Source organism: Cycloclasticus zancles 78-ME (genome assembly GCF_000442595.1).
In the GTDB taxonomy this organism is placed as follows: domain Bacteria; phylum Pseudomonadota; class Gammaproteobacteria; order Methylococcales; family Cycloclasticaceae; genus Cycloclasticus; species Cycloclasticus pugetii.
On sequence record NC_021917.1, the window covers coordinates 785,116 to 807,906 of the forward strand.

At 42.7% G+C, this 22,791-nt stretch carries 22 protein-coding genes; 13 read left to right on the forward strand and 9 right to left on the reverse strand.

What is annotated here, in order from left to right:
- The first annotated feature begins 9 nt into the window (after positions 1-9).
- The 13 genes from lptE (at position 10) to pmbA (ending at position 15,238) form a co-directional block, all read left to right on the forward strand.
- On the forward strand, positions 10-540 hold the full coding sequence (gene lptE, locus CYCME_RS03915) for an LPS assembly lipoprotein LptE (protein WP_015006467.1): 531 nt from the start codon (positions 10-12) through the stop codon (positions 538-540).
- Between the two features lie 33 nt (positions 541-573).
- Positions 574-1,599: a DNA polymerase III subunit delta gene (gene holA, locus CYCME_RS03920; protein WP_020162509.1), complete on the forward strand. Its 1,026-nt coding sequence runs from the start codon at positions 574-576 to the stop codon at positions 1,597-1,599.
- Positions 1,600-1,639: 40 nt separating this feature from the next.
- Complete coding sequence (locus tag CYCME_RS03925; protein ID WP_015006465.1) at positions 1,640-2,899, forward strand: glutamate-5-semialdehyde dehydrogenase; 1,260 nt, start codon at positions 1,640-1,642, stop codon at positions 2,897-2,899.
- Positions 2,900-2,951: 52 nt separating this feature from the next.
- Positions 2,952-3,587: a nicotinate-nucleotide adenylyltransferase gene (gene nadD, locus CYCME_RS03930; RefSeq protein ID WP_020932193.1), complete on the forward strand. Its 636-nt coding sequence runs from the start codon at positions 2,952-2,954 to the stop codon at positions 3,585-3,587.
- Between the two features lie 31 nt (positions 3,588-3,618).
- Positions 3,619-3,948 carry a ribosome silencing factor gene (gene rsfS, locus CYCME_RS03935; RefSeq protein WP_020932194.1) on the forward strand — a complete coding sequence of 110 codons (330 nt, stop codon included), beginning with the start codon at positions 3,619-3,621 and terminating at the stop codon, positions 3,946-3,948.
- Between the two features lie 137 nt (positions 3,949-4,085).
- Complete coding sequence (locus CYCME_RS03940; RefSeq protein ID WP_015006462.1) at positions 4,086-4,745, forward strand: OmpA family protein; 660 nt, start codon at positions 4,086-4,088, stop codon at positions 4,743-4,745.
- 110 nt (positions 4,746-4,855) lie between these two features.
- Complete coding sequence (gene rlmH / locus CYCME_RS03945; RefSeq protein WP_020162505.1) at positions 4,856-5,326, forward strand: 23S rRNA (pseudouridine(1915)-N(3))-methyltransferase RlmH; 471 nt, start codon at positions 4,856-4,858, stop codon at positions 5,324-5,326.
- Entirely contained in the window at positions 5,323-5,910 is a 588-nt protein-coding gene (locus CYCME_RS03950; protein WP_015006459.1) for a Maf family protein, read from the forward strand. The genes rlmH and CYCME_RS03950 overlap by 4 nt, the downstream gene beginning before the upstream one ends.
- Before the next feature lie 343 nt (positions 5,911-6,253).
- Complete coding sequence (gene rng, locus CYCME_RS03955) at positions 6,254-7,705, forward strand: ribonuclease G (RefSeq protein WP_015006458.1); 1,452 nt, start codon at positions 6,254-6,256, stop codon at positions 7,703-7,705.
- A gap of 16 nt (positions 7,706-7,721) precedes the next feature.
- Entirely contained in the window at positions 7,722-11,609 is a 3,888-nt protein-coding gene (locus CYCME_RS03960) for a YhdP family protein (protein WP_020932195.1), read from the forward strand.
- Positions 11,599-12,435, forward strand: a complete 837-nt coding sequence (locus CYCME_RS03965; RefSeq protein ID WP_016389948.1) for a carbon-nitrogen hydrolase family protein — start codon at positions 11,599-11,601, stop codon at positions 12,433-12,435. The genes CYCME_RS03960 and CYCME_RS03965 overlap by 11 nt, the downstream gene beginning before the upstream one ends.
- A gap of 12 nt (positions 12,436-12,447) precedes the next feature.
- Positions 12,448-13,890 (forward strand): metalloprotease TldD, encoded by a 1,443-nt coding sequence (gene tldD / locus CYCME_RS03970; RefSeq protein ID WP_016389949.1) that lies wholly within the window; start codon positions 12,448-12,450, stop codon positions 13,888-13,890.
- The gene (pmbA, locus tag CYCME_RS03975; RefSeq protein ID WP_020162501.1) at positions 13,883-15,238 is read left to right on the forward strand and encodes a metalloprotease PmbA; all 1,356 of its coding nucleotides are present in this window, start codon (positions 13,883-13,885) and stop codon (positions 15,236-15,238) included. The genes tldD and pmbA overlap by 8 nt, the downstream gene beginning before the upstream one ends.
- A gap of 18 nt (positions 15,239-15,256) precedes the next feature.
- Here pmbA and mgtE read toward each other — a convergent pair whose 3' ends face one another.
- From mgtE to CYCME_RS04020, 9 genes are all read right to left on the reverse strand, one after another.
- Positions 15,257-16,615, reverse strand: coding sequence for a magnesium transporter (gene mgtE / locus CYCME_RS03980; RefSeq protein WP_020932197.1), 1,359 nt, complete (start codon positions 16,613-16,615; stop codon positions 15,257-15,259).
- 99 nt (positions 16,616-16,714) lie between these two features.
- Positions 16,715-17,572, reverse strand: coding sequence for an RNase adapter RapZ (gene rapZ, locus CYCME_RS03985; RefSeq protein ID WP_016389951.1), 858 nt, complete (start codon positions 17,570-17,572; stop codon positions 16,715-16,717).
- A 44-nt stretch (positions 17,573-17,616) separates the two neighbouring features.
- On the reverse strand, positions 17,617-17,907 hold the full coding sequence (hpf, locus tag CYCME_RS03990) for a ribosome hibernation-promoting factor, HPF/YfiA family (RefSeq protein ID WP_015006451.1): 291 nt from the start codon (positions 17,905-17,907) through the stop codon (positions 17,617-17,619).
- Positions 17,908-17,935: 28 nt separating this feature from the next.
- Complete coding sequence (locus CYCME_RS03995) at positions 17,936-19,384, reverse strand: RNA polymerase factor sigma-54 (RefSeq protein ID WP_015006450.1); 1,449 nt, start codon at positions 19,382-19,384, stop codon at positions 17,936-17,938.
- 99 nt (positions 19,385-19,483) lie between these two features.
- Positions 19,484-20,209 carry an LPS export ABC transporter ATP-binding protein gene (gene lptB / locus CYCME_RS04000; protein ID WP_015006449.1) on the reverse strand — a complete coding sequence of 242 codons (726 nt, stop codon included), beginning with the start codon at positions 20,207-20,209 and terminating at the stop codon, positions 19,484-19,486.
- Positions 20,209-20,712, reverse strand: coding sequence for a lipopolysaccharide transport periplasmic protein LptA (gene lptA / locus CYCME_RS04005; RefSeq protein WP_020932198.1), 504 nt, complete (start codon positions 20,710-20,712; stop codon positions 20,209-20,211). The genes lptB and lptA overlap by 1 nt, the downstream gene beginning before the upstream one ends.
- Positions 20,699-21,256, reverse strand: coding sequence for an LPS export ABC transporter periplasmic protein LptC (gene lptC, locus CYCME_RS04010; RefSeq protein WP_015006447.1), 558 nt, complete (start codon positions 21,254-21,256; stop codon positions 20,699-20,701). The genes lptA and lptC overlap by 14 nt, the downstream gene beginning before the upstream one ends.
- A 7-nt stretch (positions 21,257-21,263) precedes the next feature.
- Positions 21,264-21,803 (reverse strand): KdsC family phosphatase, encoded by a 540-nt coding sequence (locus CYCME_RS04015; protein ID WP_015006446.1) that lies wholly within the window; start codon positions 21,801-21,803, stop codon positions 21,264-21,266.
- A complete protein-coding gene (locus tag CYCME_RS04020) occupies positions 21,800-22,780 on the reverse strand; it encodes a KpsF/GutQ family sugar-phosphate isomerase (RefSeq protein ID WP_020932199.1) in 981 nt (326 codons plus the stop codon). The genes CYCME_RS04015 and CYCME_RS04020 overlap by 4 nt, the downstream gene beginning before the upstream one ends.
- Positions 22,781-22,791 lie beyond the last annotated feature (11 nt).

Consider the following 22,791-nt stretch of genomic DNA (forward strand, 5'->3'; position numbering starts at 1 on the left):
GACTAAAATATGATGAACACTCGAACACACTTTTTTGTGATACTGCGTTTAATGACAATACTTTGCCTGTTGTCAGTTTCATTAACGGCGTGCGGTTTTAAATTACGAGGAGCTTTCGAGCTACCTGCTGAACTTCAGAAAATTTATGTGGCTGGCCCTCAGCACACTGACTTAGTAAGAGATTTGAAAGAGCTGCTTGGGTACTCCGCAGAAGTGGTAAGCCAGCGTTCAGATGCCGATGCGATATTAACGATTAAAAAAGAAGAGTCAGAAAATAGAACCTTGAGTGTGGACTCAAGAGGTAAAGTTCGTGAGTCAGAAATGCAGTACTCCGTCATTTATAGTTTGGTGATGGCGAATGGTCAGGTGCTTTTAGATGACCAAGCGCTATTATTAGTGCGTGATTTCATCAACGATGAAAATGACATTATAGGTCGAACCAATGAGTCAGCGGTTATTGCGCGTGATTTAAAACGAGATGCGGCCCAACAAATTTTAAGGCATATACAAGCAGTAAAAGTAGACGCGGTGGTTCATTAACTCAATTAGCTGGCCTGTGTTGGGCCAGAGCCTATGCAGTTAGACGTTAATCAATTATCCTCTTCGCTGAATAAGAAACTAGCACCGGTGTATTTAGTGTCCGGTGCTGAGCCATTACAGCAAGGTGAGGCTGTTGACTTAATTCGTCAGCAGGCCAGAAACGCGGGGTTTGTGAACCGTCAGGTGTTGCATGTTGAGGGGCAGTTTGACTGGAACCAGCTTTATGCCGCTAGTTTGAACCAGTCATTATTTGCCGAAAAGAACCTAATTGAATTAAATTTACCAACGGCTAAACCGGGGCGAGAAGGATCACAAGCGATTGAAAAAATGCTAGATGATTTGTCTGCCGACAATCTACTGATTATTGTCGCTGGCAAGTTAGATGGTTCTGCAAAAAAGTCAAAATGGTTTAAATCGATAGATCAACATGGGGTAGTGGTGCAAGTGTGGCCTCTGGTTGATGATAAATTGTTGAGATGGTTGGACCATCGTCTGAAGCGAAAAGGCTTAAAGGCAAGCGCCCAAGGTGTTAAATTGCTAGCAGACAGTGTTGAGGGGAATTTGCTGGCTGCTGATCAAGAAATTGAAAAACTTCACACATTATTTGGCCCAGTAGAATTATCAATAGAAGACATCTCAAATACGGTGGCAGATAATGCACGGTATGATGTTTTCAAGCTGACCGATAGCTTGCTGTTGGGTGACGCGGCAAGAGCACTTCAAATATTAAAAGGCTTGTTAGGGGAAAAGCTGGCGGCACCTGTCGTTTTATGGGCTTTAATGCGCGAATTACGGATTCTTGCCAGCTTAAGCTTTGAAGAAAAAACAATGGGTCGACGTGACGCAACGTTTAAAAAGCACCGGATTTGGGACAGTAAAAAAAACACTTATATGAAGGCTCTATCTAGAGGAGGGCTTGGTCAGTGGCAAGCGATGATTCAGGCTTGCGCAAAGGCCGAACGGGTGACAAAAGGTGTTGAGACAGGGGATGAATGGCTGATGATTGAGCAAATTTGTTTAGCGTTTTGTGAGCCGAAACGTTTCAATAACCAACCGTAGTATAATTAATGTCAAAAATAATGATTTTTATAGGAAAAAAATGAGTGAACTAAAAGACTATATGTATAGCGTGGGTGAGCGGGCAAAACGTGCTGCCCGTGTTATTGCTAATGCAGATACTGGCGTTAAAAATCAAGCTCTGGCGTTTATAGCTGATGAAATAGAACATCAACAAAGTGCTATTTTACAGGCCAATGCGCTAGATGTAAAAGCTGGCCAGGACAGTGGCCTTGATGCTGCTTTATTAGATCGTTTAGCGTTGAATGAAGAACGTGTACAGGCCATCTCAGAAGGCTTAAGGCAGATAATCGCCTTACCTGATCCTGCAGGAGAAATCAGTCAAATTAACTCACGACCTTCGGGAATAAAAGTTGGTCAAATGCGTGTCCCATTAGGTGTGATCGGTATTATTTATGAGTCACGTCCTAATGTAACTGCCGATGCGGCTGCGTTATGCCTGAAGTCAGGTAACGCAAGTATTTTACGTGGCGGCTCGGAAGCAAAACACTCAAATCAAGCCATTGCAGCTTGTATTACCAAAGGTTTAAATCAAGCAGGCTTACCAACCGAGGTGGTTCAAGTTGTTGAAACAACGGACCGTAATGCGGTTGGTGAGTTAATACGTATGGAAGATTTTGTGGATGTTATTATCCCACGAGGCGGTAAGGGCCTGATTGAACGGGTCACTAAAGAAGCACGGGTGCCAGTGATTAAGCATTTGCATGGAGTATGTCATGTCTATATTGACGATTTGGCGGATAAAGAAATGGCGAAATCGATTGCGCTCAATGCAAAAACACAGCGTTATGGTACCTGTAATACAATGGAAACTTTATTGCTGGCCGAAGGTATTGCAAAAGATATCTTGCCGGAATTAGCGAAACTCTACACTGATAAGGGAGTGGAGTTACGTGGCTGTGAAAAAACTTGTCAAATTATACCCAGTTGCGAGAAAGCTGTTGAGGCTGATTGGGACGAAGAGTACCTTGCCCCTATTTTGTCAATTCGGGTTGTTGATGATATGACAGCTGCTATGGATCATATTCATCAGCATGGGTCTGGGCATACCGAGTCAATTGTGACGGCCGATTATTCTAAGGCAATGCAATTTTTACGTGAGGTTGATTCGAGCTCTGTGATGGTCAATGCCTCGACACGGTTTGCAGATGGCTTTGAGTATGGTTTGGGTGGTGAAATAGGTATCAGCACCAACAAGCTGCACGCGCGTGGCCCTGTTGGGCTGATTGGTTTGACGACGCAAAAATATATTGTGTTAGGTGATGGGCATATTCGTCAGTAGTTTTGCTTCATTAATGGGCTTGTTGTTTGCTTGTTTTGAGATGCTGTGAGTGATGGCCAAATTTATTGGAATATATGGCGGGACGTTTGACCCCATTCATTTGGGGCATTTGACAGCGGCAAGCGCAGTGCAAAAAGAGATAGGCTTAGATGAGGTGAGAATGGTTTTATCAGCTAATCCACCGCATCGTATTGCGCCGGTGTTATCAGCGGAACAACGATTCTCTTTATTGAAGTTGGCAGTGAGTGAGTCCCCCTCGCTAGTGGCGGATAGTTGCGAAATGGAGCGAAGTGGGCCGAGTTATATGGTAGATACGTTATCGGATTTTCGTCGAAAGTATCCAAATGACTCGCTGGTGTTGGTGTTAGGCATGGAGGCTTTTAATGGTTTGATGTCGTGGCATCGCTGGGAAGAGCTAATAAAATTGACGCATATCGTGGTGACCGATCGTGCTGGGTTTGATAACCAGTTTGAAGCAGCAGTAAAAAGTTATATTACCCCTTTTTTAACAAAGGATAAGTCGCAACTAAAGCAGCAAACACATGGTAAAATTTACTGTCAGTCAGTGAAGCCTCTCGATATTTCGGCAACACAGATTAGACAACGCATTAAAGATAAAAAAACTGTAAAAGAAATGCTGACGAGTCAGTGTTTAGATGTGATTAACAAAAACAGTTTTTATAGATAACTCAATAATTAGAAAATAAGGTATAGAAAATATGGCTCAGCAGTTATTAACAAAAGTCACCGAAGCGCTGGATGATAAAAAAGGTCAGCACATTGAAGTGATTGATGTGAGCGGTAAGTGCTCTTTTGCTGATCATATAGTGATTGTGACAGGCTCATCAAATAGACATGTAAAGTCTCTTGCAATGGAAGTATCGATGGTTTCTAAAAAGCACGGATTAATACCCCTCGGTATTGAAGGAATGGATGCGGGTGAATGGGTGCTAATAGACCTGGGTGATACGATTGTTCATGTTATGCAGCCGAATATTCGTGAGTTCTACCAACTTGAAAAGCTTTGGACGGTCGAGACAGATACTTAAAGATTGATTTAAGTTCATTGTTTGTTCATTTAAGTGAGTTAAGATAAGGAACAAAACAAAGAAATGGCAATGATTTTAAATGCTCGATTTTATGAATCAATGGTTTTTAACCATACGTATTAATAGGGAGATTTTGGATGAATAATAAAACCTTAGTAACAGGCATTGCAGCTGGTTTAATGTTTACATTAGCTGGTTGTACGACAGTAAACCCATATACACAAGAACAACAAACCAGTAAAGCGGCGATGGGTGCAGGAGCGGGTGCTGTAACAGGCGCTATAATAGGCGCAATGAAAGGGGACCGAAAAACGGCATTGAAAGGTGCAGTCTTGGGTGCGGCAGCAGGCGGTGGTGTTGGTTACTATATGGATGTGCAAGAGGCGAAATTACGTCAACGTCTAAGTGGAACAGGGGTAAGCGTTAGCCGTGTTGGAAACAACCTTATATTGAATATGCCCGGCAATGTTACGTTTACAACTGGTAACTCAAGTATTAATGCAGGCTTCTATCAAGTGCTGGACTCAGTGGCGATTATTCTTAAAGAATATTCAGATACGACCATTACGGTCATTGGCCATACAGATAGTGTAGGTGATGAAGCGTATAACCAAGGTTTATCTGAACAGCGCGCACAAAGTGTAGCGAGCTACCTACGCTCACAAGGTGTGGTTGGCCAACGGTTTAATGTAATGGGCTATGGTGAGCAAAGTCCAATTGCAAGTAACTCTACAAAAGAAGGGCGAGCACAAAACAGGCGAGTGGAAATAACATTAACACCATTAAATGTTAGGTAGCACTGCGTTAGCTTACAGCGTATTTTAAGGAGCTTGTTACGATAAGGGCTCAAAAGAAAGTATAAAGGCGGCTCAGTTGAGCCGCCTTTTTCATAAATCATAGGTCGTATATGAAGCTGAAAATTTTAGCAGTAGGGCAAAAAATGCCCAGCTGGGTGAGTCATGGCTATCAGGAGTACGCAAAGCGAATGCCTCGGGAATGCTCACTTGAAATGATTGAAATTCCCCCTGCAAAAAGGACTAAGCAAAGTAATGTGTCGAAAGTGGTGGAGCTGGAGGGGAAAAAGATTTTATCCATGATTAAAGATGTTGATTATGTCGTGGCCCTTGAGGTGAAAGGAAAGCAGTGGTCAACAGAAGAACTTGCAAATAAGTTATCGGCTTGGCAAGGTGTTCAACCGTCAATAATTTTTATTATCGGTGGTGCAGACGGTCTTTCTGCCGAGTGCTTAAAAAGAGCCAATGAACAATGGTGCTTATCCGCCTTGACGTTTCCTCATCCTCTTGTGCGTGTTGTTCTTGCTGAACAGTTATATAGAGGCTGGAGCCTGATGAATAACCATCCCTACCATAGAGAATGAAGCGATTAATATTAGCATCGGCATCACCAAGGCGGGCTGAATTGCTGCGTCAGTTGGGTGTTGAGTTTAATGTAAAACCTGTCGATATAGATGAAACTCCGTTAAAGGGTGAGTTGCCATATGATTATGTTCAGCGTTTGGCAATAGAGAAAGCCAAAGCAGCAAAGGTTTTTCATCCGGAACAAGAGGTATTGGTGCTAGGGTCGGATACGACCGTTGTTATCGAGGGGGAGATTTTAGGTAAACCAGATAGCAAAGAACATGCCTTGGCAATGTTAAGGAAACTGTCAGGTAAGCGACACACAGTGTTAACATCGGTGGCCGTTATGGGGCAACAAAATGCGTGTGTCGTTAGTGAAAGCACGGTGACATTTTCAACTCTCTCAGATCATCAGCTTGAATGGTATTGGTTAACAGGGGAGCCAAAAGATAAAGCCGGCGCCTATGCAATACAAGGTAAAGGCGCTGTTTTTATTACCGAACTGAATGGCAGTTTTTCAGGTGTTATGGGGCTTCCTATCTATGAAACAGCTCAGTTACTTAAACAACATGGACTTGATGTAAGCCAAGGTAAAACTGTTTAATTTTTTCAACTGGAATGATAGGGGCAAAACGTGATGCTATTGTTGAATGGCTCCATGACAGGCGCTTATAGAGGGTCGTTATTAGGCATAACACAAAAGCCTTAGTCAGCCTCAGGTTTATCGGCAACTTTTCCGTCCCATACCGGTAAAACTATTAATGTTTGTGTGGGACTAGTTTTTACATTTTTTATTTGCAAGTTGGTTATCTGTTTTTATCAGCAAATTGATAAATGCGGCGGTGTAATAAGCGTAAAATCAACGCAGTAAAAAAGGCTTTTCATAGTAAAGTGGTCAATACCCTAACTATATTCATCAATACTAAATAACCAATGGTTTAGAAAAAATGAGCGATGAAATTCTGATAAATATCACGCCGCCTGAGACACGGGTGGCGGTGCTTGAAAATGGTGTCTTGCAAGAACTGATTATTGAGCGCCAGCGTAAACGAGATGTTGTTGGAAATTTATATCGTGGTGAAATATGTCGTGTTATGCCAGGTATTCAAGCGGCTTTTGTGGAAATTGGTATCGGCCGGGCTGGTTTTTTACATGCATCTGACGTGTTGGTGGCGGGGGAAACTCCTTCGGAAGACAAAGGCATCGAGCATTTTTTGCAGCAAGGTCAAAAAGTTGTCGTACAAGTTTTGAAAGCCCCCATTGGTACAAAAGGCCCGCGTTTAACGATGAGTATTTCAATTCCATCTCGTTACCAAGTTTTTTTGCCTTATTCTGAAAAATTAGCGCTGTCCCAACAATTAGAAGACGAAGCCGAGCGAGAACGGTTGCTAGCGTGTATGGAGATTTTTAAAGAGCAAGGTTACTCAGGTGGTTATATCGCAAGAACTGCGTCAGAAGGGGTTAGTGAAGAGAGTATTCGCGCTGATATGCTGTTTCTTAACAAACTTTGGGAAGTGATCAGTCTTCAAGTAAAAGAAGTGCCTATTGGGCTTATTTATGAAGATTTACCTTTGGCTTTGAGGATATTACGGGATTGGTATCAAACATCAGTCACTAAAATTGTTATAGATTCGAAGAGTAACTTTGATCGAATGCTGGATTTTTCAATCAAGTTTATGCCGGAAGTAGAACACTTATTAGAATTGTATAAAGGCCATCGGCCCTTATTCGATATGTACAGCATTGAAAGTGACATAAAGGCAGCATTGGAAAGAAAAGTGCCGTTAAAGTCAGGTGGGCATTTGATACTTGACCAAACAGAAGCAATGACAACGGTTGATGTTAATACTGGCAGTTATTTAGGACGAGGTAATCAAGAGCAAACTATTTTTAAAACTAATATGGAAGCGGCTCAAGTTACTGCACACCAGTTACGGCTGAGAAACTTGGGTGGCATTATCATCATCGATTTCATTGATATGCATAACGAAGAGCATAAAGCGGCGGTGTTGAATGCCTTAGAAAAAGCAATGATTAAGGATCATGCAAAATATACAATTAGTAATGTTTCCGAGTTAGGTTTGGTCGAAATGACACGTAAGCGGACGCGGGAAAGTTTGGAGCAAGTGTTGTGTGAACCTTGTGCTACGTGTTCAGGCACGGGGATGGTGCGAACACCAGAAACGACGTGTTATGAGATTTTTCGTGAAATTATACGAGATGCTCGGCAATACGAAGCAAAGGAGCTATTGGTGTTGGCGTCAAATGAAGTTGTCGACATGATGCTCGATGAAGAATCAACAACATTGGCAGACTTAGAATCTTTTGTTGGTATACGCATTCGTTTTAGAGCAGAAAATGAATATACCCAAGAACAATATGATGTGGTGCTAGTATAAAACTAGAGTATTAATAGTGAGTAAAGTACGTTTATTTGGACATTCCTTATTATGGTTTTTTACCGTAAGTCTTGGTGTGCTTGCGGTATTGCTAATGACGGCACGATTTTTTTTAACAGAGGTGCCCGAGTACAAACATGATTTAGAAGTGTATTTGTCTGAAGAAATAGGTGCTGAGGTTGGTATTACCAGCTTGTCGGCGAGAATGTCTGGTTTCAATCCACAGTTAAGCCTAAGAGGGATAACAATAAATGGGCTGAACAAACAAACAAACGCACTCAAGGTGGGTGAAATTCGCTTATCGTTTAATCCACTTGATTTGGTGACGGGGGAAACCAAGCCAAATAAAATAACCATCGTTAATAGTCATATTAAAATACAGCGGCTTGCTGATGGGCGTTTTTCTCTCGTTGGTTTGACAACTGCAAAAAACACGGATGCTTCATCAGGTGACTTTTCTTGGTTATTAGAGGGTAGACGTTATGAAGTAATGGATAGTCAGATCATATGGCAAGACGATTTACGAGACTTGCCAGACATTACCCTTGAAAAGGCAAATATCATTTTTCAAAACAAGGGGCCAGAACATGCACTCAAAGTGACTGCGGCATTGCCAACAGAAAAAGGGGGAACCTTTGTTTTAGCTATTAAAGTTAGAGGGGATGTTTTATCAACAACAAACTGGGATGCTAAAGGCTACTTTAAGGCAGAAGGCATTGATATAGCTGAATACCTGACGCGGTTAAAAGTAGAAACGTTGTCTATTGACCAAGGTGAAGGTGATGTTGAGCTTTGGAGTACGTGGAAAGCCGCTAAATTGTCAAAGGTTAAAGGCAATGCCTTGGTACGAAGAGCCAGCCTTAGGCAGGGCGATAATGAAATCAATGTGTCTGACTTTAGTAGTCATTTTGCTTGGGAAACCATTTTGAATGGTTGGACATTAAAAGCCCAAGATGTTGTGTTTAAAACACAGAACAGCATGCAGAAGGAAAGCCAATTTAATGTGCAATATCGCTCGGATAATGCGGATAATTATTCCTTTGATGTAACAGCAAATGGGCTTAATTTAAAGGCCATTACCAGTATTTTTCAGTCTGTTAATGTGACAGACGATTCTGTCTTACCTATTCTTAAAGAGGTTAAACCAACGGGTTTATTAAATCATGCAAGTGTTTCTATTCAACGCCGAGACACACAGCTTAGCTGGGCTACTTGCGGCGAGCTTCAAGGCTTGACGAGCGAGGCGTATGAAGCATTTCCAAGTATTAATAATTTTTCTGGAACAGGCTGTGCAACGCAAGATAAAGGTTGGTTACAGCTTGATGTGGATAACGGCTCGATACACTTTACGCCGCTGTTTAGAGAACCGATAACGGTTGATCAGCTAAATGGTCAGTTAACGTGGCATAAAGACGCGTATGGCTGGTCAATAAAGTCTGATCATATCACGATGAATTCACCGCATATTGCGACACAAACACGGGTGAACGTTACGTTACCTGATGGCGATGAAAAACCTTCGATCGACTTGCAAACAAATTTTGGTGCAGCGGATAGCCGCTATACAGCGCTTTATTTACCGGTTGGTATCATGGGCAAACAGGTTGTTAATTGGTTAGATGCAGCTTTTATAGAAGGTGAGGTTCAAGGAGGTGGGTTATTACTTAGCGGTCCATTATCAAGTTTCCCATATCGTCAAAATGAAGGTGTTTTTCAAGTGCTATTTAGCGCACAAAATCTCCGCTTACATTATGCAGATAAGTGGCCAGATGCGTTAGGCGTGTCAGCGGATATTGAATTTAAAAATGAAGGGATGAAGATTGATGGGCATGAAGGCTTAATAGCGGGTAATGAAATTGATCATGTTCTTGTTAATATCGCAGATTTTAAAACAGATAAATACTTACACCTAAGCGGTAAGGTTAAGAATGATATTCAAGGCTTATATACCTTTTTTAAGCAGTCACCGCTTAATGAACAGATGAGTGGCTTATTAGACTACAGCACTGTGTCTGGGTCCTCGGTTTTAGATTTAAACCTTGATATACCGCTTAGGAAAAACCTTAAAACAAAGGTGAAAGCGAAAGCGCAATTAAAAGATAATCGCCTAACGGTTCCTGATGTTGGGCTGGTTATTAATGCTATTGAAGGTGAAATTGAATATGACGACCAAGGCATACGTGGGGACTCAATTACTGGGCATTTCTTAGATGAAAAACTTAGTCTAGCGATCAAGACGGAAAAAGATAGTACGGTCATTGAAGGTAAGGGCCCGTTAACTATTTCGCGTCTTGCAAAACAGTACCCGTCAGACTTTTGGAGGCATATTAAGGGTGCTGGTTTGGCCAAGGTAAAGGTTGAGTTACCGCATAAGGGGTTAGCGACTGGAAGGTTATCGACGATCACATTAAGCAGTTCTCTCAAAGGGGTAGGGGTGGACTTACCCGCGCCGGTAGGTAAGCAAAAAAATCAAGTAAAGCCCTTTAAGGCGATAGTGCAGCTGGGTCAGTCCTCATTACCAATTAAAGCCTGGTATGGAGACAGCCTTAAAACCTATATACGATTAACCAATAGTCAGGATAAAAAACTGGCCCTAGAAAAAGCAGATATTCATTTTGGTAAAGACGAGTCGAAACTACCGGTAAAGCAGGGAGTTCAGTTATCTGGGGAAATCGAGGTGTTAAATATTACACAGTGGCAGCAAGCTCTTGGTGTTGACACAAGTCGTATATCAGAGCCGCCCATGATCAACCAATTTAACCTCAATATTCGAACGCTAGAATGGCTAGATAGAATTTTTGATAATGTGCTTGTTAGTGGCACGCATCAGCACTCAACTTGGTCGGGCGAGGTCAACAGCCCAACTGTTATAGGTCGATATAAAGTGCCGGACAAATTTGTTGATGGAAGCACAATAAGTCTAGAGTTAGATACCTTGAAACTACCCTCTAATGAGGGGCAGGTATATAGCGGCAAAATACCGCCAATGAGCCCTACTGATATCCCAAATCTAGATTTGAGTAGCAAAGAGTTTTTTATTGGGCGCTCAAAACTAGGAACGCTGACATTGCAGCTTCGTCAAAAAGATAATGGAGTCGTGATTGAAACATTATCTTTAAAATCAGATCGTGATGACTTTAAAGCGGGCGGCGCGTGGGAAGTTCTGGATGGGCAAAGTATAACGGGTTTAAAAGGAACGCTTAATAGTCAGTCATTAGGTTCTTTGTTAGCGGATATGCACATCACCAAGAAACTGAAAGATGCGCCTGTCGAGTTTTATTTTGATTTGAACTGGTTAGGCGAGCCGCAAGATTTCTCAAAAGATACGCTCAGTGGGTATGCAGAGATAAAATCAGGTCAAGGGCGTTTGTTAGATGTCGAGCCTGGCATTGGGCGGATTTTTGGTTTGTTGAGTCTAAATACACTGCAAAGGCGCTTGCAGCTCGACTTTAGTGATTTGGTACAAAAAGGCTTGAGTTTTGATAAAATAAAAGGGCGCTTTAACTTGCTAAAAGGCGAGGCATCTACAAAGCGTTTTTATTTAGAAAGCCCGTCGGCTCGCTTAGATTTTCAAGGGGATGTTAGTTTAGTTAACGAACAATTAGATCAGTTGATTACGGTGACACCAAAAACAACGGAAAGCTTACCTTTAGCCGGTGCTATCGCTGGTGGTCCTTTGGTCGGCGCAGCGGTATTTATCGCTCAAAAAATTGCTGGCAAAACAGTGAATAAATTGGCCGGCTATCAATATCGTGTTACCGGGCCATGGCGTGACCCGACGATAGAACAAATTAGTCAACCTGGGGGTAAAATATTTGGCATGATGGATAATGTGTTAACGCCTGTTTTTGATGCAACACTTGGCCAGTTACCTCTTTCAGGGCAGAAGGCTAATGAGCCGTAATGCCATGATGAAAAAAGAGTTAACGGTGGCGGCTGTTCAAATGACATCATCTGACCAACTTGCAGATAATTTAACAGCCGTTGAATATTGGGTGAACCAAGCGGTGTCTGAGGGAGCAAAACTGGTTGTGTTGCCGGAAAACTTTGCACTAATGGCCAAGCACTCGGGGCAACTTCTATCGATTGCTGAAACGTTAGGGGAGGGGGCAATCCAGAGTTTTTTAAGTGAACTCTCAAAAAAGACGGCGTGTTGGATAGTTGCGGGTTCTTTACCGATAAGCTCGCCGGTACAAGATAAAGTATATGCGACGTGTTTGGTCTATAACGCTAAGGGTGAGCGACAGGCGTATTATCATAAAATGCACCTATTTGATGTAGACATAGCGGATGGCAAGAAGCGTTATCGTGAATCAGAGACCTTTTTAGCAGGTGATTGCCCAGTGGTAGTTAATACGCCGTTTGGTAAGATGGGGTTGTCTATTTGTTATGATTTACGCTTTCCCGAACTTTACCGTGAACTGTTACGCCAAGGGGCGGAGTTTATGGTCGCACCGTCGGCTTTTACTGAACTCACAGGTCAAGCACATTGGTCATTATTATGTAGGGCTAGGGCCGTTGAGAATTCGTGTTATATGATTGCGGCTAACCAAGGTGGTCAGCATAATAATGGCCGTTCAACCTTCGGACATAGTATGATTGTCGGTCCTTGGGGTGATGTGCTATCGAGCTTAGACATCGACAATGGTATTGCCCTAGCGACATTCAAAAAATCAGAACTAAACAAGGTCAGAACAAGTCTACCGGCGATTCAGCATAGACGACTTTAATAACGAGACATTATGAGCGATTTAATTCAACAAGCAGAAAGTTTGATTCTTAAACCTGTCGGTTTATCAATTAACGATATAGACAATGTGATGGGGTCATTACTGTCGACTAACATTGATCAGGCAGATATTTACTTTCAATCGTCACGCAGTGAGTCGTGGGTTCTTGAAGATGGTATCGTGAAGGATGGCAATTACAATATAGAACAAGGCGTTGGTCTTCGAGCGGTGAGCGGGGAAAAAACAGGTTTTGCCTACAGTGAGGAACTAACACTGCCGAATATGTTAGCCGCCGCGAACAGCGTCAAAGCAATAGCGAGTGGGGGACGTTCGGGTATTTTAAAGGCTACTATGTTCAATGATATGCCTAGCTTGTATGCACCCATTGACCCATTAAATACCATGACTCGTGAAGAGAAAGTGGCTTTATTAAAACGTATTGATCAGCAAACACGTCAATTGGATGCACGTATTGAACAAGTCGTTATTAGTTTGGTGGGTGTTTACGAAGTTGTACTGGTGGCAACGGATGACGGCAGTCTAAGCAGCGATATCCGACCCTTAGTAAGAATGAATGTGTCGGTTATCATAGAAGAAAATGGGCGACGTGAACAAGGTGGTTCGGGTGGTGGCGCGCGACAAGGTTATGAATACTTCTTAGAAGAAGATCGAGCAATGACTTATGCAAGAGAGGCTGTGCGTTTAGCGCAGGTGAACTTAGAAGCAGTTGAGGCTCCAGCAGGTACCATGACAGTCGTATTAGGGCCTGGTTGGCCGGGGATTCTCCTACACGAAGCAATAGGCCATGGCTTAGAGGGCGATTTTAACCGCAAAGGCAGCTCAGCGTTTAGTGGACGAATTGGTGAAAAGGTGGCCTCGCCATTATGCACTGTGGTGGATGATGGAACGTTGGAAGGTCGGCGTGGTTCACTGTCGGTGGATGATGAAGGTACTAAGACGGCGTGTACAACATTAATTGAAAATGGTGTATTGAAGGGCTATATGCACGATAAAATGAATGCGCGCCTGATGGGGCATGCAGCAACTGGAAACGGCCGACGTGAGTCATATGCACATTTACCAATGCCTAGAATGACAAATACTTATATGTTGCCGGGTAAAAGTGAGCCAGCTGAGATAGTGTCATCGGTAAAAAATGGCTTGTATGCAGTCAATTTTGCAGGGGGGCAGGTGGATATTACCTCGGGTAAGTTTGTGTTTTCAGCCAGCGAAGCCTACTTAATTGAAAACGGAAAAATAACCCAACCTGTCAAAGGCGCAACGTTAATTGGTAATGGCCCAGATGTCTTGAACAAAGTCAGCATGGTGGGGAATGATCTCAAATTAGATCAAGGGGTTGGAACCTGCGGTAAAGAAGGTCAAAGTGTTCCGGTTGGAGTCGGCCAGCCAACACTAAAAATTGATGGCTTGACAGTAGGAGGGACGCATGCCTAAGTCAGTGGATACATCAACTAACAGTGAACAAAAAACGGAGCAATTGAAAAATATTGCAGCCGATATTTTATTAGAAGCAAAAAAACAGGGTGCAGACCAAGTAGAAACGGCTATTAGTGTTGGGCAAGGCCTTTCTGTGAATGCACGCTTGGGGGAAGTTGAAACGATAGAGCATCATCGTGATCAGGGTATTGGTATTACCGTTTATAAGGGCCATAAGAAGGGCTCTGCTAGTTCCACAAAATTGGATTCTGCGGCAATTAAAGAAATGGTGTCTGCAGCGTGTGCAATTGCGAAGTATGCTGAAGAAGATCCATTTTCTGGGCTGCCAGAACAGCAGTATTTGGCAACAACTTTTCCTGACTTATCGTTATATCACCCATGGACTATTAGTGCGGATGAAGCCATTGAAATGGCGGTAAGGTGTGAAGATGCCGCACGTTTTTATGATAAAGACATTAGCAACTCAGAGGGTGCCAGTATTCAAACATTTGAGGGTACCCGTGTACTAGCCAATAGCCTTGGGTTTAATCATGGTTATCCGGCTAGTCGCCATAGCATGAGCTGCTCAGTTATTGGTGAACGTGATGGAACTATGCAGCGCGATTATTGGTACACCGTTGCTCGTCAGGCTAGTGCAATGGATGATGCTAAAAAAGTAGGTGAAATGGCGTCTAAAAGAACCATAAACCGTCTTGGAGCTAAAGCCATTAGCACTAGAAAAAGCCCTATTATGTTTGCTGCTGAAGTCAGCGGTGGCCTGATCGGCCATTTTATATCAGCCATTAGAGGTGGAAATTTATATCGCAAATCATCATTTCTTTTGGACAGTTTAGGTCAGCAAGTTTTTCCTTCATTTATTGATATTTATGAGCAGCCTTTGTTAGCTCAAGCAATGGGTAGTGCAACGTATGATTCTGAAGGTGTGGCCACATCGGCAAGGAACATTGTTAAAGCAGGCGTAGTCGAAGGTTATGTTTTAAGTAGTTACTCAGCGCGTAAGCTAGGGATGAAAACCACGGCTAATGCTGGTGGCGTACATAATTTGACCGTTAAGTCCGGTGAGCTGGATTTTAATGGCATGCTTAAAGAAATGAATACAGGCTTGCTAGTGACTGAATTGATAGGTCAGGGAGTGAATACAATGACCGGTGACTACTCCAGAGGAGCCGCAGGTTTTTGGGTTGAAAATGGGGTCATCCAGTTCCCAGTAGAAGAGGTGACGATAGCGGGTAATTTAAAAGATATTTATCAATCTATTGTTGCTGTGGGTAATGATGTAGACCTTAGAGGGAATACGCGGACAGGGTCTATTTTAGTTAGTGAAATGACCATTGCTGGTTCGTAAGTCAGCGTTTGGACTGATTTAAATTAGAAAAACGGTTGCGAGGCCCAAGAAAGAAAAGAAGCCGATAACGTCGGTGACCGTCGTCAGAATAACGCCCCCAGCAATAGCTGGGTCTATATTCATTTTCTTTAGCGTTAACGGAATGGTGGCGCCGGCCAGTGCAGCAACGATTAAGTTAATAACCAAAGCGACACCAATCAAAAGGCCGAGGGATTGGCTTTGAAACCAAAACCCAGTTATTGCGGCGACAACGCAAGCCCATAGAATACCATTTAAACTGCCGACGGCTAATTCTTTCCATAATAGCCAACGAGCATTGGTAGTGCCAATTTGATTCAGTGCAATGCCTCGTATTACCAGCATTAATGTTTGGCTACCGGCAATTCCACCCATACTGGCAACAATTGGCATAAGAACCGCAAGGGCAACGACCTGTTCAATGGTTGCTGCAAATATACCGATAACCCAAGCGGCTAGAAAAGCGGTGAATAAATTAATTCCTAGCCAAACTGCACGACGTTTAGCGCTCCTTGTGACAGGTGCAAACATGTCATCATCTTCATCTAGACCGGCTAAGCTTAACAAGGAGCGATCGGCTTCATCACGAATAACATCAACAACATCATCAACGGTAATGCGCCCAAGTAATCGATTGTCCTCATCAACAACAGGCGCTGAAACGAGGTTGTAATCTTCGAAGAATAGGGCCACCTCATTAGCAGATAAGGTAGGCAGTAAGGCTTTTTGGTCAGTGATCATGGTGTTGCTCACCGACTCTTTAGAATTGGTTGTCAGTAAGTCTGAGATGTTCAAAATACCTAAATAACGATCATCTCTATCGACAACAAATAATTTGTCAGTATTCGCCGGTAATTCAGTGCGTTGTCTTAGGTACCTTAAAACCACACCAAGATCCACATTTGGGCGAATAGTGACCATGTCAGGGTTCATTAACCCCCCCGCGCTATCCTCATCATAAGACATGACAGACTGTAGTCGTCGTCGGTCTTGGTTTGACATGGCACGGACAACCTGATGCAAAACAACCTTCGGAAGGTCTTCAAAAATATCAGCCAGATCATCAGTATCTAGTGAGCCGACAGCTGCAACTAAGTCGTCTTCATCGGTATGTTCGATAAGCCCTAGGCGTACCTCATCATTTACTTCAACTAAAATGTCACCGGCTAGTTCAGGGTTGGTAAGCTCCCAGACAATACGTCGGTTTTGTAGTGGTAGTGATTCGAGAAGGTTAGCTATTTCAGCAGGATGAAGTTCGTTTAGTTGGGCTTCAATTTTTGATAAAGCACCGCTGTCGAGGTTACCGGCGAGTAAACGTAGGTGCTCATGGGTGTTCTCATGTTGTGGAGAAGCTGACATATCAATAATAAAAATCAGGTACTGTAAACACCTAATATTCTAGCGTAATCATTTGTTGACTGCTTTGTTATTTATGCGAACTGTCAAGGCCGAATAGACTTAGGTTAATTCGCGGTGTCGAGTGATTACGTTAAGTGCTTGAGAAGTAAGGTATTTTGCTAACTTTTCTGTGAGGTAAACAGAGCGGTGTTGTCCACCGGTACAGCCTACAGCAATGGATAAATAATTACGGTTTGTATTGATAAACTCTGGCACCCAGCGAGTCAGGAATTTAGCGGTATCTTGAAGAAAATCTTGAACGAGTTGTTTATCATCTAGAAACTCGATAACAGGTTTGTCTAACCCGGTGAATTCACGCAAACTTGGTTCCCAATATGGGTTAGGGAGGCATCGAGCATCAAATACAAAGTCGACGTCATTGGGTGCACCGTGTTTGTACCCAAAGGACATGACTTGAAGCGACAAACCTGTGCTGTTATCAAAGCTTACACGTTCACGAATGATTCCGCGTAACTCATGCACATTGCTGTGCGTTGTATCAATTTGGATGCTTGCATGACTTGAGATTAAGCTAAGTCGGTTAAGTTCTAAGTCTAGCGCCTCATCTAACGAGGTATTGCTGTCAGATAAGGGGTGTTTTCGTCGAGTTTCACTAAAACGCTTAATTAAACTGCCTTTACTGGCTCTAAGAAAGATAATGTCATAATCGATATTATTGCTTTTTAGTTGTTCAATAAAACCGCTGAACTGCTCCAAGGACGACGGGTCATTACGTGCATCGATGCCAACAGCGGCTTTGCTAAAGAGAGGTTTTTTTGAATCTGTCAGCAATGTTGCAAAATCTGATAATAAGGCAACAGGTAAATTATCCGTGCAGTAAAAACCGGCGTCTTCCAAGGTATCTAAAGTGACGCTTTTTCCTGATCCGGATAAACCACTAACGATAATAAATTTCATAATAAGTCAGTAAAAAGGCCGACGGTGAAGTCGGCCTTAATTAATTAGCGGTGAGCGTTAGTCTTTTCTTTGTGTTTTATAACTTGTCTATCTAACTTGTCAACCAAGTTGTCGATGGCTGCATACATGTTTTCTTGCGTATCTTCAGCAAAAATTTTTGAGCCGTTTAGCTGAATAGTCGCTTCTGCTTTTTGTTCAAGTTTTTCAACGGATAAAACAACATGTACATCGATAACTTTATCAAAATGACGTTTAATTTTACCAAATTTTGTATTTGTATATTCTCTAATTGCATCGGTAATTTCAACGTGGTGTCCAGATAGATCTAATTGCATATAACTCTCCTGTTTTGGTGGTAAAAAATCAAAGAATTCGCTTCCTTTGACTAGAAGGGGGTATTGAGATGGATTCGCGGTATTTGGCGATCGTTCTTCTCGCAACGTTAATGCCTTTTTCTCCCAGTATAACGGCAATTTTATTGTCGCTAAGAGGCTTTTTAGGGTTTTCGTTACTAACAAGTTCTTTAATAAAGGCTCGAATCGCAGTAGCGGAACACTCTCCACCTGTGTCAGTTGAAACATGGCTTGAAAAGAAATGCTTGAGTTCAAAAATACCGTTGGGTGTATGCATGTATTTGTTTGTCGTAACGCGTGAAATGGTTGATTCATGCATTTCAACGGTTTCAGCGATGTCACGTAATACCATCGGCTTCATGGCGATAGCGCCATGCTCAAGGAATTCATGCTGCCGGTTAACAATTTCTTGTGCGACTAACATCAACGTTTCATTTCTGCTTTGTAGGCTTTTTAAAAACCAACGCGCTTCTTGCAAGTGGTTTTTCATGGCCTGAGTGTCGGTGCTTTTATCGCCGTGTTTAATCAGCGTTTGGTAATAAGGATTAATACGAATATTTGTCGCGATCTCTCCATTGATAGAAACCTGCCAGCGACCTTTTACTTTGTTAACATAAACATCAGGTGTGACGTATTCGGTACTGGTTTCTTCAACACCTGACCCTGGTCGTGGATCGAGCTGCTGAATAAGAGCAATAATCTGCCCTAATGTATCGTCATCAACGCCCATCTGGCGTTTAAGTTTTGTACTATCTTGAGAGCCAAGTGCTGGCATACAGTTGCTGACCAGTTCGATAGCAAGTGACAAAAACGGCGTATTTTCTGGCAATTGCTTTAATTGAATGAGCAAGCAATCTTGTAAATCAAGTGCTCCAACACCTATGGGGTCGAATGACTGCACTTTATGTAAAACAGCAATAACTTCATCTAGATCTAAATTGTCTAGTTGCTCTGACAGGTATTGGTGAATAAGCTCAGGGCTTGAATTTAGATAACCGTTGTCGTTGATACTGTCGATAATGGTGGTGGCTATGACGCGGTCAGTATCTGAGAAATTGGTTAACTCCATCTGCCACGTCAGGTGATCATGTAAAGTCTGCTTAGCAGAATTGATACTACCAGGGTCAGGGGCGATACTGTCTGAAGCTTGATTAAGTCCGGGTGAGGGGGTTAGGTCGTAAATGTCATCCCATGAAGTGTCGACGGCTAACTCGTCAGGTAGAAGGTCCTGTGAACCTTCGCTGGTTTTTTCATCGGCGGGGAGATTTTTCTTGTCTATAGCATCTTGATTAGCAGGAAGCTCTTCGTCCGGAACTTCCAACATCATATTGCCATCTAGGACGGTTTGGATTTCTTGTTGAAGCTCTACTGTCGATAATTGCAGCAAGCGAATAGCCTGTTGCAATTGAGGGGTCATTGTTAAATGCTGACCTATTCGAAGCTGTAATGACTGCTTCATTTATACCGCCTGTTGTACAAAAGAATTAAAAACTTGCTGACATCTCATGTTGTAAGTTTAGCCCATATTTCAACAAAAAGAATGACTTTTAATTGGAAATTACATGCGAAATTCATGCCCTAGATAAACGTCCCGTACCTCGCGGTGTTCTAAGATATCTTCAGCTGATCCTTCGGTGATAACACGACCATTATTTAGGATGTATGCACGATCACAAGTACCTAGGGTTTCCCTAACATTATGGTCGGTAATGAGGACACCGATATCTCGTTCGGTTAAGTGATGGATGATTTTTTGAATATCAATAACAGAGATGGGGTCAACGCCGGCAAAAGGCTCATCTAACAATACAAAACGAGGTTCAGTGGCTAACGCACGGGCTATTTCTAATCGGCGTCTTTCACCGCCAGAAAGTGCTAAGGCATTTTGAGTACGTAATTGATCGATTGCAAACTCATTTAATAACTCATCAAGAACCAGTTCTTGCTGGCCGGGTGAGAGTGTTTTTCGTGTTTGTAGAACGGCGCGAATATTGTCTTCTACGCTTAATTTTCTAAAAATAGAGGCTTCTTGTGGTAAATAGCCAAGACCCTGACGTGCGCGAACATGCATAGGGCTTTGAGTAATGTTTTCGTCATCAAGAAAGACATCGCCACTGTCAGGTTTAATGAGGCCAACGGTTATGTAAAAAGAGGTTGTTTTGCCTGCACCATTTGGGCCTAATAAACCAACAACTTCACCACTTTTTACGTTAATACTAACGTTATCAACAACTTTTCTATTATTGAATTGTTTGCAGATATTATGTGTTTTTAAGGTGCTCATTATTTTTTTGCAGGCTCTAAGGTTACTTTTACACGTTTAGAGCCTGCTTTTTTATCACCTGCTTTGACGATAGAGCGCTTGCTGTCGTATTCAATTCGATCGCTGGCGAAGGTGTTACCGTTTTGCCATAAAGTGGCATCGTCTAATAGCACCAAAGTGTCTTTGGTTACCAAGTAGTTAAACCGATTAGCTTCACCTCGAATAAGTCCTTGGTTACCATCAGGTTGTTGTTTGAATTTAACTGGGTTTCCAATGGCAATAACTTTATCGGTGGTACCGCGAACGCCATGAATGGTGACTTTATCAGCTATAATTTCCATGCTGCCTTGGGTGATAATAACGTTACCAGAATAGACGGTAATTTTTTTCGCGTCATCTAAATTAAAGTTATCGGCCTCAACCTCTACCGGTTTTTGTTTATCTGTACTGAGCGCCCACAAGGGTGTTGTCACTGAGATTAATGTCAGTGTTAAAAAAAGAAGCGTTTGTTTAGTTGATTTCATGGCGGCCTCGAACTTGTTCTAGTATTTTAATATTAATGGGTTCTCGAAAGTGGGCACGTAAGCCCATGCCTTCAATGGCGTTAGTGCCAGATTTTATTTTCACAAACTCATCGGTTTCTGCAAAATCGTTGGGCAATTGAATGCGTAGATTATGCGTGTCGATTTCAAGTGGCGCAATATTTTTTAATGCCTCTCGTCTGATGTTTACGGCACCATTGAGTAAAACAAGTTCACCGTCTGAAGATAAATAACCAGTCTCCGAATTAATGTGTAAATCAGGTTTGTCTGATGAATACATGGTCATGATAGGGCGAGTAAGCTCGGTGCTGTCGTCATCAACAAAATGTTGCATGTATTCTGCTTTTATTCGTTGTTTTGGTTCGCCCGATAAGGTCATGCTGAGGGCTTCAAAATGCTTTAAAAAATAATCAATTTTATGGCCTGGTTTTGCCGTTTGTACAGGCGCTTCTGGCTCTTGTGTGAAGGCAATCCACCAAGTGCCAGCGGCAAATAGAGCCAAGGCAAGGATTTTAAGGGGTTTCATTAGGGTGTTAGGTGTCACAGAACAGTTGCACAGAAGGCGTGAGTTTGTCTTGAATGCTTAAAATAGTATCACAGACTTCTCGAGCGGCACCGTGTCCCCCGAGTCGTTCTGTTTGGCCTTGGCAGTATCCAAGTATAGATGGGTTTGCGTCTTTAACGGCAATGGCTAAGCGAGTTCGTGTCATTAGCGCTAAGTCGGGTAAGTCGTCACCAACGTGCGCCACTTGATTTGGGGTAATGTTAAGTTTTTTTAGTAAATGGTTAAACGCGGCGGTTTTGTTTTCTTGGCCTTGGTAAATATTTGTCACGCCAAGGTTTTTCATTCTTTGCTCGACAAGGGGGGATGAGCGGCCAGAAATAACGGCAACATCGATACCATTTTGCTGGAGTAGTTTTAAGCCTTGTCCATCTTGTGCATGAAAAGATTTGTACTCATTGCCTTTTAGGTCAAAAAACAATTTTCCGTCTGTTAACACTCCATCGACATCAAAAATAACGCATCGGATATCTTGTGCCCGTTGCTGAAAATCATCAGTTAGCTCAATCATGATAGCCCTGCTTTTAGCATATCGTGCATATTAAGAGCACCAACCAGTTGGTTGTTATCGGTGACCAATAATGCGTTAATTTTTTTATCTTGCATCAGTTGTAAGGCCTCGACGGCCAGTTGTGTTGAGCTAATAGTCGCGCCTCCACGGGTCATCACTTGTTTGATTTCAGTGCCGTGGATGTCAATATTATTTTCAAGCATGCGTCGTAAATCGCCATCGGTGAAAATACCGGTTAAATCACCTTGTTGGTTTGTAATAGCCGTCATTCCTAATTTTTTTTCTGTCATTTCAAGCAAGGCGGCGCTTACCGGCGCTGTTTCTTCAGTGATTGGAATATCATCACCCTGATGCATAATGTCACTAACATGAAGTAATAGACGCCTTCCTAGGCTGCCGCCTGGGTGTGAAAGAGCGAAGTCCGCTTCGGTAAAGCCGCGTGCCTCAAGTAACGCAATGGCCAAGGCGTCGCCCATAACCAACGCAGCTGTGGTGCTGGAGGTAGGCGCAAGGCCCAATGGGCAAGCTTCTTTAGCAACACTGGCATTAATGGGTGCATCAGAAAGGCTTGCTAGGGTTGAACTTGGATTGCCTGTGATAGAAATGAGTGGAACGCCTAAACGTTTAAGAATGGGTAAAATGGTGAGCACTTCTCCGGTTTCGCCTGAATTTGAAAGCGCTAAAGCCACATCGTTTTTAGTGATCATGCCAAGATCGCCATGGCTGGCTTCCCCTGGGTGAATAAAAAAAGCTGGTGTTCCGGTGCTGGCTAGCGTGGCGGCAATTTTATTACCAATATGGCCTGATTTTCCCATACCGATGACGACAACTTTGCCGTCACATTTAAGCATCAGTTCACACGCATCGATAAATTGTTCGTCAATGTGTCCGGCGAGATTAGCAATAGCGTCTGCTTCGGTTTGTACAACGGCCAAGCCTAGTTGCTTAAGTTGAGTTCGATGATGGTTATCAGGCATTTGATCGGTGT